Raw genomic sequence first — 16,518 nt, forward strand, 5'->3', positions numbered from 1 at the left:
ACAAACCGGAGTTATTTGTTAAACGCGGTTATGACCAGACGAGACTTGACAACTATGCAAGCCGCTTAACGCGGCCTCTGGTTGAGGATGAGCTGCACGAAAAAGTGGAGCACAATCCCCAGTCCATCTCCTCCTCCAATTAGGGATGCGAGCTTTTTTTCGTCAAGGATGCCCTGCTTCAACGCGGCAATGATTTGATCCGTGAGCAGGGCTCGCGCGACCTCCAGGGCTGATTCACTTTCCTGTGTGAGCCCCTTTGGAGCAGAGTTATCCAATGAGACGAAGGTCTGCAGGGCAAAGCGCACCGCCTCAGGAATTTTTGGCTCCGATTCGCTGTAGCCCAAGAAGCCAGTCCGCATCCAATTGAAGATTCGCTGGTCATGCACGCTCAGTAGCGCAAGGACTTTCGAGATCTGTTCGTCGACAGGTAGGGACGAGATCTTTTGGAGCTCTTTCAGAGTAGCACGGCTCGCCTCCAGCAACTCACGAACGCTGGCGTCATGCAGCACGTCGCTGAGCGGATCGACCTCTCCCGCGCGAAGTTGACTCAAGTACGCCGTGCTTTCTTTTAGGGTGCTCAGCGTCAAGGCTACACGTTCGCGGGTGACCTGCACGTCCTGCGGAGGACGCGGCGCGAGCGGGTCAATATGCGTAGTGACTCGTTCTGGGACATTGCCTTCGGCGAGGTCGCCAAGATCGATGCCGAAGTGAATCGCGCCGTACAGCGAGATCAGCGCGACGAGTCGCTTGCAGCTTGCGTCGGGGCCGGTGACGACGGTATGTCCATGAGCGAAGGGATTCGCGCTGATTTGGGTCAGGGTACTGGGTGGTTCCCAGAGAGCCCGGCCCTCGACCGCCCCGTCCTTTTCGACGATGGTTCGAACCTCTGTAAGTCCCTCGGATCTGGCCAACTCGGGATCGGTATGCGCAACAAAAGTGAGCGCCAAGTAGAGCAGGCCTCGCATGAAATCTTCGTCGCCCAGGCATCTCCGGGCGTGCAGGGCCTCTCCAAAGATCTTCGTTTGCGGTGCACTAAAGGCTCCGGTGGCGACCTTGTAGCCGGCGCGCTCCTGCTCTGCGATCCACTTCCTTGCCTGCGCCTCGTTGGCAAAGCCGATCTGAAGCTGCTTCCCAAGCAACTCAGGTCTCTGATCTAAGGAGGGCGGCGGGGCAAGCGTGACTTTCCCTCCCGCAACGAGGAACTGCTCGCCGTCGGCGGATGTTGCCGGCGCAGGTCGAACCTCGTCCTTGCGGTCCGGAACAACACCGATCAATGCATTGACGATATCAACGCCGGACAAAAGGGCTGAGACATGGCGACCGAACGCATTGTTGTGCTTCTCGCAGTAGATTCCGTTGTTTGTCCGTCGCCCTCCGAATGAAGCAGGGAACACGTGCTCGCCGGAACCGGCGGCTTGCTGGCAAATTATGCAAGTTCTGGCCATCGTTCAACTTTCGATAGTAGTGCCGTCGGGCGAGCGCCTCGCCAGCTCCGCCACGGTCGGTGCATGATCAAGAGTCCTCTCAGTCGACTGCTGTTTTGCTGCACACAAGGCACAGTGAAGACCCATTTTCAGCCTGAAGCGGTCAGTCAGGAAAATCCCTTGACTTGCACTCTTGGCCGAAAGCGGAAGTTGCCAGTGGACGATTGTACCGTACAGGTACACCCTTGCGAGGCACCGCGACCAAGGCAATTTTTCGTCTCACAAGGGTTCGTTCGGTACATTTGAGAGACCTGAGGGATCGGCCTGATAAGGCAGATAGGTGATACGGCCAACATCCGAATCATGCATCACTTTCCACAAGCGAAAAGCAACCGCAGCAAAGCGAGCGAAAGAACTGTCAGGTACTCGGTGGCGTAGCGCAGGAAATACACTCGGTACACGATTGTATGACCGCCATCGCCGTTGCGCTGCCGTTATTGATGACAACCGTGGTGCGGCCAGCAAGGTCGGCCAGTCAACGAGCAACGGTTGGGCCTGTTCGTAATGCGAGTGGCACTAAGCTGATCCAGATTATACGAATCACGGCCTACTCGCGTTCTGAAGAACATTCGCAAACAAGCTTCAAGCTAGCCAAACAAATCAAGCTGCCCCGTCGCGTTGCCGCATTGCTTGGCCGGCGCCGTCGGCACCACCAGAGGCCGCTTGAACTGTGAGGTATCGAGTTGCGCAAAGCGCCCGCCGGTGGCGTTCATGCCCAGCCGCTCCACCGCCTTGACGAAACGCTGACGTATCAGATCTGCCCACACGCCCTCCCCCTGCATGCGCTTGCTGAAGTCGCTGTCATAGTCCTTGCCGCCGCGCATTTCGCGCACCCGGTTCATCACGCGCTGCGCCCGTTCGGGAAAGTGCGCCTGCAGCCATTCCTGAAACAGCGGATTGACCTCCCACGGCAGGCGCAGCACGACGTAGTGCGCGCTCACTGCCCCGGCGTCGCGCGCCGCTTCCAGCACCCGTTCGAGCTCGGGCTCGGTGACGAAGGGAATCACCGGCGCGACGCTGACCCGCACCGGGATGCCGGCGTCCGTCAGCCGCCTGATGGTGCGCAGACGCCGTGCCGGCGCCGCCGCGCGCGGCTCCAGCGTGCGCGAAATTTCCGGGTCGAGCGTGGTGACGGTGACAGCCGCAATCGCCTGGTTTTTCGCCGCCATGGCCGCGATCAGGTCGATGTCACGCTCGATCAGCGACGACTTGCTGATCAGCGCTACCGGATGCTCGCAATCGTGCAGCACCTCCAGCACGCGCCGCGTGATACCCATGCCGCGCTCGCAGGGCTGGTAAGCATCGGTGTTCACACCCAGGGCGATCGGCTCGGGCACGTAGGATGGCCTGGCCAGCTCGCGCCGCAGCAAATCGGGCGCGTTGACCTTGGCGAACAGGCGGCTCTCGAAGTCCAGCCCGGGCGACAGACCAAGGTAACTGTGCGATGGCCGCGCAAAACAATAGATGCAGCCATGCTCGCACCCGCGGTAGGGGTTGAGCGAGACATTGAAGGGAATGTCGGGCGAGGTGTTACGGCTGAGGATGGTTCTGGCGAACTCGTCAGTTACCTGGGTGCGGAACGGTGCCGGCGCCTCGTCCTCATCGTCTTCATGCACCCAGCCGTCGTCGAAGCGCTCACGCGCGTTGACTTCGTAGCGGCCCTGCAGGTTGGTCACCGCCCCGCGCCCCTTCTGCGCTGCCAGCGGACGCGGCGGGAGCATGACGCTTTCTTCAAAGTCCTTGTCGTGATCGGTCACCGCAGCACCTATTTAACTGTATAAACATACAGTATTCTACGTCGGTGCCGCAGCTTGTTCAAGCAGCGTTCAAATCCGGCCTTGATGCAGCACAAACGCATCGATGAGATCATCGAAAGCGCGGCTCAGCGGGAGGAACTTGTCATGGTCGCCGTCGATCTCGCCCAAGGCATGGCAAGCGGCCTCCAGCGTCGAGAGCTGGTCCGGCGCGTGCGCCTTGCGAATGCGGTAGCGCGATGGCGGCATGTCGTTCAGCGGCAGCCGGGGCAGCGCATGCAGCAAGGGGTTCAGATAAAGCATCTTGCGGCTTTTGCGCCAGGTGCCGTCGAGCACCACCAGCAGCAGCCGCCCAGGCGCGTGCAACAGCTCCGGCGGCAGTGGCGGGGGCGCCGGCATGCCGAGCGACCTGTCGTCCGGCGTGTCGGGATACAGCAGCACGGCGCGCCGGCCTTCCACCGTCAGCAGTTCGCCGAGCTGTGCCGGATCGATCACCTCGCCCGCGACCAGCGTGCTGCCCGACACGCTCAGGTGCAGCAGGCGCGCGCTGCCCTTGGCGTTGCTCACTTCCATGGGATGCTGCAGGATCAGCAGCCGCACCGCGCTCTCGACGGGACTGATCCAGCGGCAAATGCAGGCCACGGCAGGCCGCGCACAGTGCGCGCAGACGCTGCGCCGGGCCGGCCCGGCTTGTCCCTGCTGCGCGGGGGCGTTCACCGAGCCAGCCGCAGTGGGTGCCGGCGCTCGCGCGTCAAATGACCGCACGTCAGGCGGATTCCAGGAGTGAGATTTTTCATGTTGGCGAAGGGCGCAAGCCCTGAATTTGACAGCAGCCGCATGTTAACACCTGCGTAACACCTGCGCTCTGGTATCGCGAGAAAAATTTCTCATAAGAAATATTTTACCAATATCCGGCATCAACCCCGGGGGCCACGACCATCCCAGCAACAAAGCGTGCAATCCATAACTATTTTTCGCATGCCCTCCCCCAAATTGCCATTCCGGTATTGCCCAGGAGTATCTACCTGCATAAAATCAGATCATTCCTTTAGGCAATCCAATCCATCGGAGCCCACCATCGCTACCGTTTTTCCCCGCGCCCTGCGCCTCCTCCTGACTGCCCTGGTGACCGGCTTCACCCTGCTGCCGTCGGTGGCGATCGAGCAGGAATTGCCGCTCGACTACCGGCTCAACGAACAGGTGATCGCCGTTCCCGCCGGTCCGTCCAGGCAGTCGGAACTGCAGACCACCGTGTTCCGTCCCAACGGCGCCGGCCCGTTTCCCTTGCTGATCATCAACCACGGCAAGGAATCGGGCGAGCCGCGCAAGCAGACCCGCGAGCGCTTCATCTACATGGCGACCGCCTTCGTCAAGCGCGGCTATGCGGTGCTGGTACCGATGCGGCGCGGCTTTGCCGGCTCCACCGGCAACTACGCCGACCATGGCTGCAACATGACCGCCAACGGCTACGCCCAGGCCAGCGATGTGCTCGACACCATCGACTTCGCGCGCCGCCAGAGCTGGGTCGATCCCGCACGCATCGTCGTCGCCGGCCAGTCGTACGGCGGCCTGGCCACCATCGCCCTGGGCACGCGCGATGTTCCCGGCGTGCGCGGCCTGATCAATTTCGCCGGCGGCCTGCGCGACGACGCCGACCGCTGCGACTGGCGCGCGCAACTGGTGCAAGCCTTCGCCAACTATGGCGCCGGCAACAGGATTCCCAGCCTGTGGATGTATGGCGTGAACGATTCGCTGTTCGGGCCGGAGCTGGTGGCGCGCATGCACGCGGCCTTCGAGCGTGCCGGCGGCAAGGCGCGCCTGGTCGAATTCGGCGCCTTCAAGCGCGACGCGCACGGCATGATCGCCAGCCGCGACGGCGCCGGCATCTGGTGGCGCGAAACCGAACGCTTCCTGCAGCAGATCGGCATGCCGACCAGCGAAGTGGTCGCCGTGGCCGACGCGCCGACCGTGCCGAAAACCGATTTCGCCCGCGTCGACGACATCGCCGCCGTACCCTACCTGGGCGAAAAGGGTCGCGCCGCCTACCGCGAGTATCTGCACAAGATGACCCCGCGCGCCTTTGCCGTCTCGCCCAGCGGCGCCTGGTGCTGGGCCGAGGAAGGGGAAGATCCGCACGCGCGCGCGCTGGCCGCCTGCGCGCGCACCAGCGGCCAGCCGTGCCAGCTGTACTCGGTCGACGACTACGTCGTGTGGCAAGGCAAGCTGGCTTCCAGCGACGCTGTTGCCGACAGCGGCGGCGCGGGCACCGGCAGCCTCTGATGTAACGCCACAGCCACAGCCACGCGGCGAATGCGTGGCGAATGCGCGACGAACGCGTGCGCGCGCCAAATGCATATACAATGTGCCGACGTTTTTTCTCGTCTGGAGAGAATCATGTTGTCACCTATCCTCCGCGCAGTCCTCGCTCCCGCTCTCTTCCTGTCCTGCGCCTTCCAAGCGGCCTCAGCAGCAAACAACTATCCGATCGTACTGGTGCACGGCTTCCTCGGCTTCGGCCCGGAACAGTACACCCGCACCGGATTCAAATACTGGGGCGGGTTCGACGATATCGTCGGCCACATGCGCACCCATCAGGGCCAGCACCAGGTGTGGGCCGCCTCGGTCGGGGCGATCAGCTCGAACTGGGACCGCGCGGCCGAACTGTACTACCAGATCAAGGGCGGCTGCGTCGACTACGGCAGCAGCCACACGGCCAGGTTCGCCAGCTTTGGCGCGCTGCGCAAGCCCGAGGGCAAATGCTGGGCCGCCGACCCGGCCAACAATCCGCAGGGCTACCCGGCCGCGCTGTACCCGGCCTGGGATGCGCGCCACCCGATCCACCTTGTCGGCCACAGCCAGGGCGGCCAGACCATCCGCGCCCTGATCGAACTGCTCGAAAACGGCTCGCCCCACGGCGACGAAGGCGGCGGCGAGCTGTACAAGGGTGGCAAGACCGGCTGGGTCGTCAGCGCCACCACCATTTCCTCGCCCAACGACGGCACCAGCCTGCGCGACGCCATGGGCGAATCGGGCGCGGCGCTCACGCAACTGGCGAGCGGCATCGCGGCCTTCGCCAGCATCGGCAACGTGGCGCAGCCGGTGCACGATTTCGGACTCGAACAGTTCGGCCTGCGCAGCACCTCGGTCGAACCGCCGGCGGCCTATCACCAGCGCGTGCTGGCCGCGCCGTTCTCGAGCCGCGACAACTTCGACTCGGCCCAGGCCGAAATGACGCCCGACGGCGCGCGCACCTTCAACGACTGGGCCAAGACCTCGCGCTCGGTGTATTACTTCTCGATCAGCAACCAGGCGACCGAGGCCGGCAGCGCGTGCTGCAACAACACCGACCGCCTGCTCTTCCCGCTCCAGAACCCGTCCTTCCAGTATCCGCGCGCCGACATGGCGTCGCTGACCCGGCCGTATGCGGGCGAGTGGGTGATACCGTCGGCCGGCAAGCGCGGCATGGGCTCGTACGCGCTGGCCGTCGCCGGCCGGGTGCCGGTCGACCACAACTGGTTCGCCAACGATGGCGTGGTCAACACGGTCAGCATGCGCGCGCCGTCCGGGCATCCGGCGCGCGACTACGATGGCACGCCGGTGCGCGGCAGCTGGAATTTCCTGCGCAATTACAAGACCTACGACCACTTCGACATGATCGGCTGGCCCAAGCAGGGGCCGCGCGTGTATCCGATCTACGACGCGCTCGCGGCCATTTTGTACGGATTATGACGGGCTGAGCGTGCGCGACCAGGCCTGCAACTGGGCCACGGTCGCGGTCACGCCGCCGCATACGATCACCAGCACATTCTTGAATGCGCTCAATTCAGGACGGCCGGCGTAAGCCACCGCCAGCGAGGCGCCGCAGGCCGGTTCCACCACCACCCGGTGGTCGTCCATGAAGCGGATGCAGGCCGCCACCGCCGCCTGGTCGGTGACCACCATGCTGCTCATCGGATGCACCCGGGTCCAGTCGAACGCCGCCTGCGACACCTGGCGCGAACCGAGCGTGGTGGCGATGCTGGCGATGCGTGGAAGTTCGATGCGTTCGTCGGCCTCGATCGATTGCGCCAGGCAATCGGTGCCGTCGGTTTCGACGGCGAACAGCGGCACCTTGTCCCAGCCATTGCGGCGCAGGCCTTCGATCACGCCGCACATCAACCCGCCCCCGCCCACCGACAGCACCACCGCGTCGGGAATCACGCCGGCATGCGCCACTTCATCGATCATGGACGCGTGCCCGGTCCACAGCAGCGGATCGTCATAGGCGTGGATGAAGGCGTCGTGTTCGCCCACCATCGACAGCGCCAGCGCGTTCGCTTCGTGAAAGGAAGCGCCGTGGACGATGACTTCGGCCTGCTCGCGCCGCATCAGTTCGCGGGCGCGCTCGCTGGTCGTTTCCGGCGCCACCACCACCACCGGCAAGCCCAGCTGACGGCCCGCATACGCGGCGGCAAGACCCGCATTGCCGCCGGACGAAGAGATGAAGCGTTTCGCCCCGCGCCGCGCGTACTCTTCGCAGGCGTGGCCGATGCCGCGCAGCTTGAACGAGCCGGTCGGCTGCAAGGCTTCCATCTTGAGCCAGACCGTCTGGCCCGGCTTGCTCATGGCCGACGAAGCGAGCAGTGGAGTGTCGATATGTAATGTCATCGTAAGGTCGTGATCCCGTAAAGTTGTACACCGAAGTCAAAGTTCCCCGAGCCGCGCGCGCAGCGCCGCCGCCTGTTCGCCGCAGGCGGCGCGCGCGGCGTCATCCATCTTGAACAGGTTGCGGTACACCATGCCCAGGCGCTGGTTGCCCGACAGCTGCTGCGCATTGCGCTCGAAAAAATCCCAGTACAGCGCATTGAACGGACAAGCCGTCTCCCCCAGGCGCGCTTTTTTATCGTAGTGGCAGCCCTTGCAGTAGTCGCTCATGCGGTCGATGTAGGCCGCGCCCGATACGTACGGCTTGGTCGCCAGCAGGCCGCCGTCGGCGAACTGGCTCATGCCGATCGTGTTCGGCATCTCCACCCACTCGAAGGCGTCGACATACACGCCAAGATACCACTGATGCACCTGCTTCGGTTCGAGTCCCGCCAGCAGCGAAAAGTTCCCGATGATCATCAGGCGCTGGATATGGTGGGCGTGCGCATCGTCGAGCGACTGGCCGATGGCGTGCCGCAGGCAGCGCATTTTGGTCTTGCCGTCCCAGAACCAGGATGGCAGCGGCGTCGTGTGGCCGAACACATTGTGCTCGCCGTAGCCGGGCATATTGGCCCAGTACACGCCGCGCACGTACTCGCGCCAGCCGAGGATCTGGCGGATGAAGCCCTCCACCGCGTGCAGCGGCGCGTGGCCGGCGCGCCAGGCGTCTTCGGCTTCGGCGATCACCTCGCGCGGGTGCAGCATCTTGGTATTGAGGGCGAACGAGAGCATCGAATGAAACAGGCGCGGAGCGCTGGTGTGCATCGCATCCTGGTAGTCCCCGAAGTGCGGCAGGCCATGCTGGATAAAGGCGTCCAGGTGGGTGAGCGCTTCGGCGCGGCCTTGCGGCCAGACGATGCGCGCCGCGTCGGGGCGGCCGAAGCTGTCCACCCCGGCGGCCTGGATGCTGTCCCACAGCGCCGAATGATCGTGCTGCGCGCGCGCATCGAACGGCTCGGGCGGCGCGCCGCGCCACGGCTTGCGGTTGTCGTGATCGAAGTTCCACTGGCCGCCGGCCGGCTTGCCGCCCTGTTCGACCAGCACGCCGTGCACCAGGCGCATCTGGCGGTAAAAATACTCCATCAGCCACTGCGCGCGGCCGGCGAAGATGCGTTCGGCCTCGTCGCGCGCGGTCAGGAAATGTTCGCTGCCGACCATCGTCCCCGGCACCGGCAGCCGCGCCGCGTAATCGGCCAGCTGCAGGTCGAGCCGGTATTCGTCCGGCTCCTGGTATTCGAACCGGGTGGCGCCGTAATGGGCCAGCAGCGCGTCGATGTTGGCGGGGATCGCCTGCAGGTTGGCCGGATCGTCGATGCGCAGGTAATGCACGCGGTGGCCCTCGCCTTCGAGCTGGCGCGCCAGCGCGCGCATGGCGGCGAAAATGGCGATGATCTTCTGGGCGTGGTGGTGGACGTAGCCGGTTTCCTGGCGCACTTCCATCAGCACGTAGACGACGTCGGCGCGCGCTTCGGAAAACCAGCTGTGCAGAGGATTGAGCTGGTCGCCCAGGATCAGTCGCAGCGTTGTCGTCGATGGCGGCATGGTTGGCGGGCAGGTCCGATCGGAGAGCGCCAGTTTATCACGCGCCGCCCGCCTCCATCGGCCGCGCCGCGCGCGCCAGCAGCAGCGCCGCCAGTTCGGACGAATCGACCGGCTTGACCAGGTGATGGTCGAAGCCGGCGGCGAGCGCCAGGCGCCGGTCCTGCTCCTGGCCGTAGCCGGTCACCGCGATCAGGGTCGCGCCCAGCATGCCGTCGGCCGCGCGTATCTTGCGCGCCAGCTGGTAGCCGTCCATGTCGGGCAGGCCGATATCGAGGATGCATACGTCCGGCACATGGCGCGCCGCGCTGGCCAGCCCGGCGTGCGAGCCGTTTTCGGTGAGCACATCGTAGCCCGATGCTTCGAGCAGCATCGACAGCATCAGCGCCGCATCGGGATTGTCGTCCACCACCAGCACGCGCAGGGGGCGCTGCGGCGCGGCCGGCCGTTGCGCGATGGGTGCGGGCGCCGGCGCCTGGCCGGCCAGCAGCGGCAGGCGCAGGGTCAGCACGCTGCCCTTGCCCACACCCTCGCTGGCGGCGCCGACCTGGCCGCCGTGCAGTTCGACCAGGCTGCGCACCACCGCCAGGCCCACGCCCAGGCCGCCCTGCGAGCGGTCGGCGCTGCGTTCGCCCTGGGTGAACAGGTCGAACACGCGCGGCAGCAGGTCGGCACCCATGCCGATGCCGTCGTCGCGCACCGTGAGCACCAGGTGCTGGCCGTCGAGCCCCAGCTCCAGCACGATATTGCCGCCGTCGGGCGTGTACTTGGCCGCGTTGTTGAGCAGGTTGGTCAGCACCTGCACCACCCGCTTATGGTCGCTCATCACCGACACCACGCCGGGCGGCAGCAGCACCGCCAGCCGGTGGCGCCGCGCTTCGATCAGCGGGCGCACCTGCTCGACCGCGTCGCCGATCATGCGCTTCATGTCGTGCGGTTTCTGGTCGGTCGAAATGAGGCCGCGCGTGACGCGCGAGACGTCGATCAGGTCATCGACCAGCGCCGTGATGTGGGCGGTCTGGCGGATGATGATGTCGGTCGTCTCGCGCAGGCGCACGTCGTCCAGGCGCACATGCTTGAGCAGCTGGGCCGCGCAGCTGATCGGCGCCAGCGGGTTGCGCAGCTCGTGCGAGAGCATCGCCAGAAATTCATCCTTGCGCCGGTGAGCGTCGCGCAGGTCTTCTTCGGCGCGCAGGCGTTCGGTGACGTCGAGCGTCACGCCGCGCACCGCGAACGGCTCGCCGTCGGCGTCGCAGCGTACCTTGCCGCGGATGTCGAGCCACAGCATGCGCCCATCGTCGGCGCGCCTGAAGCGCACGATCTCTTCGTAGCCGCCCGCTTCGGCGATGGCGCGCTCGCGGGCGCGGCGCATGCGCGCCACATCGTCCGGGTGGATCGATTCGCTGAGCGTGTCGATATCGGGATCGCGCCGCCCCAGCACCAGTTCGGCGTTATCCGAAAACACCATCTTGCCCGAGCCGATTTCCCAGTCCCACACCACCATGCGCGCCGCGTTCATGCCTTCGGACAGGCGCTCGGCGCTGTCGGCACTGGCCAGCTGCGCGGCGTGCGCTTCGCTCACGTCGTGGCCCTGCACGAAGATCCCGGTGGTGCGCCCGTCCTTGTCGAACAGCGGCTGGTACAGCAGGTCGATATGACTCTCGGTGACCGGCCCGTCCGCCACCCGCTGCACCGCCACGCGCAGGCCGCGCCCGACGAACGGCTTGCCGCCGCGGTAGACCTGGTCGAGCAGCTGTTCGTAGCCCTGGCCGCGCACGTCGGGCAGCGCCTCCCACACCGGCTTGCCCAGCAGCTCGCGCTGTCCCACCAGCTGGTAGTAGGCTTCGTTGACCATCTCGAACACATGCTGCTCGCCGGTCAGCACGGCGGTGAAGCCCGGCGCCTGGTTGAACAGGTCGCGCAGGTGCCCGCGTTCGACCATCAGGATACGGTTCATCGCCTGGTGCATCTGGACCTGGTTGAAATGGTCGTTCGCCGCATTGGTCCTGGTGTATGGCTCGACCGAGGCCACGTGCGACTGGCGGTCGAAGCGGTACAACTCGGTCACGTCGATGGCGTTCTGCGCCACGAAGGCGGTGCTGCCGTCGGCACCGCCGATCGGCGTGTGCACGGTGCTCCAGAAACGCTCCTCGAAGCCGCCGCCCGCATCCGGCGCGCGCGGCACCGAATAACGCAGGAAGGCCGTGGTGTCGGGCTTGCCGCTGGCGATGGCGCGCTGCAGCGAGGAGCGCACCTCGGCGATGTTGGTCGAGGCAGGATCGTCCGGATTTTCAGGGAAGGCGTCGAACACGTAACGCCCCAGCAAATCGGCTTCGTCGCGGCCGGTCGCGCGCAGGTAGGCGTCGTTGGCGCCGATGATGTTGAGCTCCAGATCCATCAGCAAATAGGGATAGGGGGAGGCGCGAAACAGCGCCTGGTAATCGGGTAGTCTGGTCATGGGGAATTGTCGCATGCGCACCCGCGCGCAAGGGGGGGGCGTGTTGCCAAACCGCACACCTGAAAAGTTGTTTTCAGTACAGCTAACGTGCGTGGCACGACATAGTGTATGCAGTAAAATTATGCTTTTGAAATGTGGCGCCCAGTCCCGTGCCCAGGACCCCCTCCATGAGCCAGGCCAATCCCGAACATCCTCCAATGGACTTGTCGAGCTGCGACAAGGAACCGATCCGCACGCCCGGCAGCATCCAGCCGCACGGCTTCCTGCTGGCGCTCTCGCCCACGCTGGAGGTGCTGCAGGCGAGCGCCAATCTGGAACAGATGATCGGGGCCGACGCCGCGCGCGCCATCGGCCAGCCGCTCGAACGGGTGATCGGCGAGCAGGCCGGCCTGCAGCTGCGCCCGGAGATCGATGCCGCCGGCATCGGCCAGCGCCCGCTCTACCTGTGCACCCTGGGGATCGGTCCGGCGCGCCATTTCGACGTGCTGGCGCACTGCTACGACGGCCTGCTGATCCTCGAATTCGAGGCGGTGGGACGGGCGTCGGCGGCCGACTTCCGCCACCTGCACCGCCAGGTGGGCGACTTTTTGCTCAAGGTGAGCGACAGCGCCACGGCCCAGGCCATGTGCGAGCTGGCGGCCCAGGAAATCCGGCGCGTCACCGGCTTCGGCCGGGTCATGGTGTACAAGTTCGACGAGGAAGGCCACGGCCACGTGCTGGCCGAATGCCGCGACGACGCTTATCCGTCCTACCTGGGGCAGCGCTTTCCGGCGTCGGACATTCCGCGCCAGGCGCGCGAGCTGTACATGCTTAACCGCATACGCCTGATCCAGGATGCCAACTACACGCCGGCGCGCCTGGTCCCACCCGTCAATCCGGTCACCGGGGCCGCCAACGACCTCTCGTTCGCGGCCTTGCGCAGCGTCTCGCCGATCCACCTGCAGTACATGCGCAACATGGGCACCTTGGCCTCGATGTCGGTGTCGCTGATGGTCAAGGGCCGGCTGTGGGGGCTCATTTCCTGCCACCACGCGACGCCCTGCGCGGTCGCTTTCGACAAGCGCACCGCCTGCGAGCAGCTGGGCCAGATCCTGGCCATGTGCGTCGAGTCGCGCGAGGACGCCAACGAGCTGCAGTTCCGCCTCGACGTGCGCCGCATCATGGTGTCGATGCTGGCCGGGCTGACCCAGAGTGCCGACTTCATCGATAACCTCTCCAGCGTGTTCCCGGCCCTGCTGCAGTTCGCGCGCGCCGGCGGTGCCGCCATCCTGTTCGACGACCGCCTGCTGACCTACGGCGATACCCCCGGCGAAGAGGCGATTCGCGACCTGGTCGGCTGGCTCGACCTGCACTGCCACGGCGACGTGTTCCACACCGACCGCCTGGCGGCGCTGTACCCGCCGGCGGCGGCCATGTGCGGCAACGCGGCGGGCCTGCTGGCCATGCCGCTCTCGCGCATCCACAAGCATTACCTGCTCTGGTTCCGGCCCGAAGTGGTGCGCACCGTCGAATGGGCCGGCAACCCGCACCAGAAAGACGGGGATGGGGAGCGCGCCGCGCCCATGGCGCAGCTCTCGCCGCGCACCAGCTTCGCCACCTGGCGCGAAACCATCACCGGCACCAGCGCGCCATGGCACGGCGGCGAGATCGAACTGGCCATCGAGTTTCGCACGGCGCTGCTGGGCATCGCGCTCGAGCGCGCCGAGCAGATGGCCGAACTGGCCGAAGAACTGGGCCGCGCCAACAAGGAACTCGAAGCGTTTTCGTATTCGGTATCGCACGACCTGCGCGCGCCGCTGCGCCACATCGTCGGCTTTTCCGACCTGCTGCTGGAACCTGCCACCAGCGAGAACCTGGAAAAGCGCCAGCGCTTCCTGCGCAACATCAAGGATTCGGCGCGCCTGGCCGGCAAGCTGGTCGACGACCTGCTCAGTTTTTCGCAGATGGGCCGTGCCGCGCTGCGTCCGACCCTGGTCCAGATGGGCGAGCTGGTACGCTCCTGCATCGACAAGCTCACGCTCGACGTCGGCCAGCGCCAGGTCGAATGGGACATCGGCCCGCTGCCGGCGCTGCGCGCCGATCCCACCTTCGTGCAGCTGGCGCTGTACAACCTGCTGTCGAACGCGCTCAAGTTCACCAGCCAGAAAGAGCGCGCCGTCATCACCATCCGCGCCAGCGACGAGGGCGCCGAATGGGTGCTGTCGATCGCCGACAATGGCGCCGGTTTCAACATGGACTACGTGCACAAGCTGTTCGGCGTGTTCCAGCGTTTGCACCGCATGGAAGACTTCCAGGGCACCGGCATCGGCCTGGCCAATGTGCGCCGCATCATCGAGCGCCACGGCGGGCGGGTCTGGGCCAGCGGCGTGCAGGGCGAAGGCGCCACGTTTTACTTCAGCATCCCCAAAGAACTCCATATTTAAGGTACGTAACACATGTTAAAGCCCATCCTTCTGGTCGAAGATAATCCGCACGACCTGGAACTGACGCTGATCGCGCTCGAAAAGAGCCAGCTGGCCAATGAAGTCATCATCGCGCGCGACGGCGCCGAGGCGCTCGACTACCTTTTCTGCCGCGGCGAGCACGCCGCGCGCCAGGTCGGCAATCCAACCGTGGTGCTGCTCGACCTGAAGCTGCCGAAAATCGATGGCCTTGAAGTGCTCAAGGAAATCCGCAGCACGCCCAACCTGAAGAGCATTCCGGTGGTGATGCTCACCTCGTCGAAGGAAGAACAGGACCTGCTGCGCAGTTACGAGCTGGGGGTCAATGCGTATGTGGTCAAGCCGGTCGACTTCGAGGAATTCGTGCGGGCGATTGCCGACCTGGGGATTTTCTGGGCGGTGCTCAACGAGCCGCCGCCGGGATCGCACCGCTACGTCAAGCCGCAATAGGCCACGCCCGGCGAGGCAGCCGCGTTCAGTGCGAGGTGGCGGCGGCCGGCTTGCCGCGCCTGAGCAGATGGCGGATGCGCGCGCTGAGCACATCGGCGTTATACGGTTTTTGCAGCAGGTTGACCTTGGCATCGAGCTTGCCCTCGTGCGCCAGCACCCCTTCGGCATAGCCCGACGTAAACAGCAGCTGCGCCGACGGCAGCTTGGTGCGCACCACTTCGCTCAATTCCAGGCTGCTCAGTTTCCCCGGCATGATCACATCCGAAAACACCAGGTCGATCCTGGCGCCCGAGTCGATCAGTTCCACGGCATGCGCCGCGTCTTCGGCCTCGAACACCTGGTAGCCCAGCGCGGACAGCAGTTCGACCGTGCTGGTGCGCACATCCTCTTCATCTTCCACCACCAGGATCGTTTCCAGGCCGCCGAACAGGGGCGTTTGCACGTGGTCCTCGGCGTCTTCCGGTTCGCTGGCGCTGCGCTGCAGGAAAATCTTGACGCTGGTGCCGGCGCCCGGTTCGCTCGTCAACTGGATTTCGCCGCCCGACTGCTTGACGAAGCCGTACGCCATCGACAGCCCGAGCCCGGTGCCCTGCCCGGTCGGCTTGGTGGTGAAGAAGGGTTCGAAGGCGCGCTGCAACACCGCTTGCGGCATGCCGCAGCCGGTATCGGCCACTTCGACCATCACGTAGTCGCCGCTGGCCAGTTCCGACAGCATGGGCGAGCCGACCGGCACATTGGCCGCGCGGATGGTGAGCGTGCCGCCGTCGGCCATGGCGTCGCGCGCGTTGATGGCCAGGTTCAGGATCACGTTGTTCAACTGGCTCGGATCGACCGTGGTGCTCCACAGCTGCTCTTCGATGTCGGTAACGATGACGGCGCGCGGACCGAGCACGCGGCGCATCATTTCATCCATGTCGCGCAGGACCGCGCCCGGATTGACCACCACCGCCTGCAGCGGCTGGCGCCGGGCGAAGGCGAGCAGGTGGGCCGACAGCCTGGCGCCGCGTTCGACCCCGGCCAGGGCGATATCGATGCGGGTGCGCGCGCTGTCGCTCACGCCGCCGAGCAGCTTGAGCAGCTGCAGGTTGCCGCCGATGATCTGCAAAACGTTATTGAAGTCGTGCGCCACGCCGCCGGTCAGCTGGCCGATCGCTTCCATTTTCTGGGCCTGGTGCAGGGCCGACTGGCTCGCCGCCAGTTCTTCCTGGCTGCGCCGCAGCGACACGAACGCTTCGTCGCGCTGCTTGCGCGCGATGTAGGCGCCGCTGTGATAGCGCACGCGCGCGGCCAGTTCGCGTCCGTCGGGCCACTTGACCAGGTAATCGTTGGCGCCCGAGGCAAAGGCGCGGGCCTTGATCTCGGCGTCTTCTTCGGACGACAGCAAAATGACCGGCACATGCTCGGTGTCGCGATGCTGGCGCAGCAGGCGGATGACATCGAACCCGTCGGCCCCCGGCATGCGCAAGTCGACCAGCACCACCGTGGCATCGACCTCGATGGCCAGCTCGACGACTCGCTCGGACTGCGATGCATAACGCAGGGCCACGTCGGGACAACCCTCGAGGCAATGCGCGATGAAGTCCTCGGCGAAGGGCTCATCGTCGATCAGCAGTACCGAACAGGGATAGGATTTGTCGTCGATCATATGTATTGCTATAACATAAATTCAATTATATTTTACATGAGGACAAGCTGTTTTCAATGCAACA

11 protein-coding genes are annotated in these 16,518 nt (G+C 65.2%); 4 read left to right on the top strand and 7 right to left on the bottom strand.

Annotated elements, in window-relative coordinates; translation table 11 throughout:
- Window positions 1–65: 65 nt before the first annotated feature.
- The 3 genes from RBA41_RS13690 to RBA41_RS13700 all read right to left on the bottom strand — a co-directional run bounded on the left by RBA41_RS13690 (window position 66) and on the right by RBA41_RS13700 (window position 3,955).
- Window positions 66–1,394 carry a hypothetical protein gene (locus RBA41_RS13690; RefSeq protein WP_374709548.1) on the bottom strand — a complete coding sequence of 443 codons (1,329 nt, stop codon included), beginning with the start codon at window positions 1,392–1,394 and terminating at the stop codon, window positions 66–68.
- A 677-nt stretch (window positions 1,395–2,071) separates the two neighbouring features.
- A complete protein-coding gene (locus RBA41_RS13695) occupies window positions 2,072–3,205 on the bottom strand; it encodes a PA0069 family radical SAM protein (protein WP_306624653.1) in 1,134 nt (377 codons plus the stop codon).
- A gap of 105 nt (window positions 3,206–3,310) precedes the next feature.
- The gene (locus RBA41_RS13700) at window positions 3,311–3,955 is read right to left on the bottom strand and encodes a tRNA-uridine aminocarboxypropyltransferase (RefSeq protein WP_306624522.1); all 645 of its coding nucleotides are present in this window, start codon (window positions 3,953–3,955) and stop codon (window positions 3,311–3,313) included.
- Between the two features lie 408 nt (window positions 3,956–4,363).
- Here RBA41_RS13700 and RBA41_RS13705 point away from each other — a divergent pair, with 408 nt between their 5' ends.
- On the top strand, window positions 4,364–5,518 hold the full coding sequence (locus RBA41_RS13705) for a dienelactone hydrolase family protein (RefSeq protein ID WP_306624523.1): 1,155 nt from the start codon (window positions 4,364–4,366) through the stop codon (window positions 5,516–5,518).
- A gap of 114 nt (window positions 5,519–5,632) precedes the next feature.
- Window positions 5,633–6,967 carry an esterase/lipase family protein gene (locus RBA41_RS13710; RefSeq protein ID WP_306624524.1) on the top strand — a complete coding sequence of 445 codons (1,335 nt, stop codon included), beginning with the start codon at window positions 5,633–5,635 and terminating at the stop codon, window positions 6,965–6,967.
- Here the strand turns inward: RBA41_RS13710 and RBA41_RS13715 are convergent.
- The 3 genes from RBA41_RS13715 to RBA41_RS13725 are packed head-to-tail and all read right to left on the bottom strand — an operon-like array spanning window position 6,962 to window position 11,918.
- Window positions 6,962–7,885, bottom strand: a complete 924-nt coding sequence (locus RBA41_RS13715; RefSeq protein ID WP_306624525.1) for a pyridoxal-phosphate dependent enzyme — start codon at window positions 7,883–7,885, stop codon at window positions 6,962–6,964. The two genes, RBA41_RS13710 and RBA41_RS13715, sit on opposite strands and share 6 nt — an antisense overlap.
- A 36-nt stretch (window positions 7,886–7,921) precedes the next feature.
- Window positions 7,922–9,463 carry a cryptochrome/photolyase family protein gene (locus RBA41_RS13720; RefSeq protein ID WP_306624526.1) on the bottom strand — a complete coding sequence of 514 codons (1,542 nt, stop codon included), beginning with the start codon at window positions 9,461–9,463 and terminating at the stop codon, window positions 7,922–7,924.
- Between the two features lie 37 nt (window positions 9,464–9,500).
- Window positions 9,501–11,918 (bottom strand): PAS domain-containing hybrid sensor histidine kinase/response regulator, encoded by a 2,418-nt coding sequence (locus RBA41_RS13725; protein ID WP_306624527.1) that lies wholly within the window; start codon window positions 11,916–11,918, stop codon window positions 9,501–9,503.
- 167 nt (window positions 11,919–12,085) lie between these two features.
- On the opposite strand from RBA41_RS13725, the gene RBA41_RS13730 reads away from it, so the two are divergent.
- Both RBA41_RS13730 and RBA41_RS13735 read left to right on the top strand, forming a co-directional pair.
- Window positions 12,086–14,341, top strand: a complete 2,256-nt coding sequence (locus RBA41_RS13730; protein WP_306624528.1) for an ATP-binding protein — start codon at window positions 12,086–12,088, stop codon at window positions 14,339–14,341.
- 12 nt (window positions 14,342–14,353) lie between these two features.
- On the top strand, window positions 14,354–14,809 hold the full coding sequence (locus RBA41_RS13735) for a response regulator (protein WP_306624529.1): 456 nt from the start codon (window positions 14,354–14,356) through the stop codon (window positions 14,807–14,809).
- 25 nt (window positions 14,810–14,834) lie between these two features.
- On the opposite strand, the gene RBA41_RS13740 is transcribed toward RBA41_RS13735, so the two are convergent.
- Window positions 14,835–16,454 carry a response regulator gene (locus tag RBA41_RS13740; protein WP_306624530.1) on the bottom strand — a complete coding sequence of 540 codons (1,620 nt, stop codon included), beginning with the start codon at window positions 16,452–16,454 and terminating at the stop codon, window positions 14,835–14,837.
- Between the last annotated feature and the right edge of the window lie 64 nt (window positions 16,455–16,518).

Source organism: Massilia scottii, from assembly GCF_030846495.1.
Classification (GTDB): Bacteria; Pseudomonadota; Gammaproteobacteria; order Burkholderiales; family Burkholderiaceae_D; genus Telluria_A; species Telluria_A violaceinigra.

Coding starts and splice junctions, on each gene's coding strand:
- RBA41_RS13730 (WP_306624528.1), top strand. CDS start 12,086: ATGAGCCAGGCCAATCCCGAACATCCTCCAATGGACTTGTCGAGCTGC.
- RBA41_RS13720 (WP_306624526.1), bottom strand. CDS start 9,463: ATGCCGCCATCGACGACAACGCTGCGACTGATCCTGGGCGACCAGCTC.
- RBA41_RS13740 (WP_306624530.1), bottom strand. CDS start 16,454: ATGATCGACGACAAATCCTATCCCTGTTCGGTACTGCTGATCGACGAT.
- RBA41_RS13695 (WP_306624653.1), bottom strand. CDS start 3,205: ATGCTCCCGCCGCGTCCGCTGGCAGCGCAGAAGGGGCGCGGGGCGGTG.
- RBA41_RS13715 (WP_306624525.1), bottom strand. CDS start 7,885: ATGACATTACATATCGACACTCCACTGCTCGCTTCGTCGGCCATGAGC.
- RBA41_RS13735 (WP_306624529.1), top strand. CDS start 14,354: ATGTTAAAGCCCATCCTTCTGGTCGAAGATAATCCGCACGACCTGGAA.
- RBA41_RS13725 (WP_306624527.1), bottom strand. CDS start 11,918: ATGACCAGACTACCCGATTACCAGGCGCTGTTTCGCGCCTCCCCCTAT.
- RBA41_RS13710 (WP_306624524.1), top strand. CDS start 5,633: ATGTTGTCACCTATCCTCCGCGCAGTCCTCGCTCCCGCTCTCTTCCTG.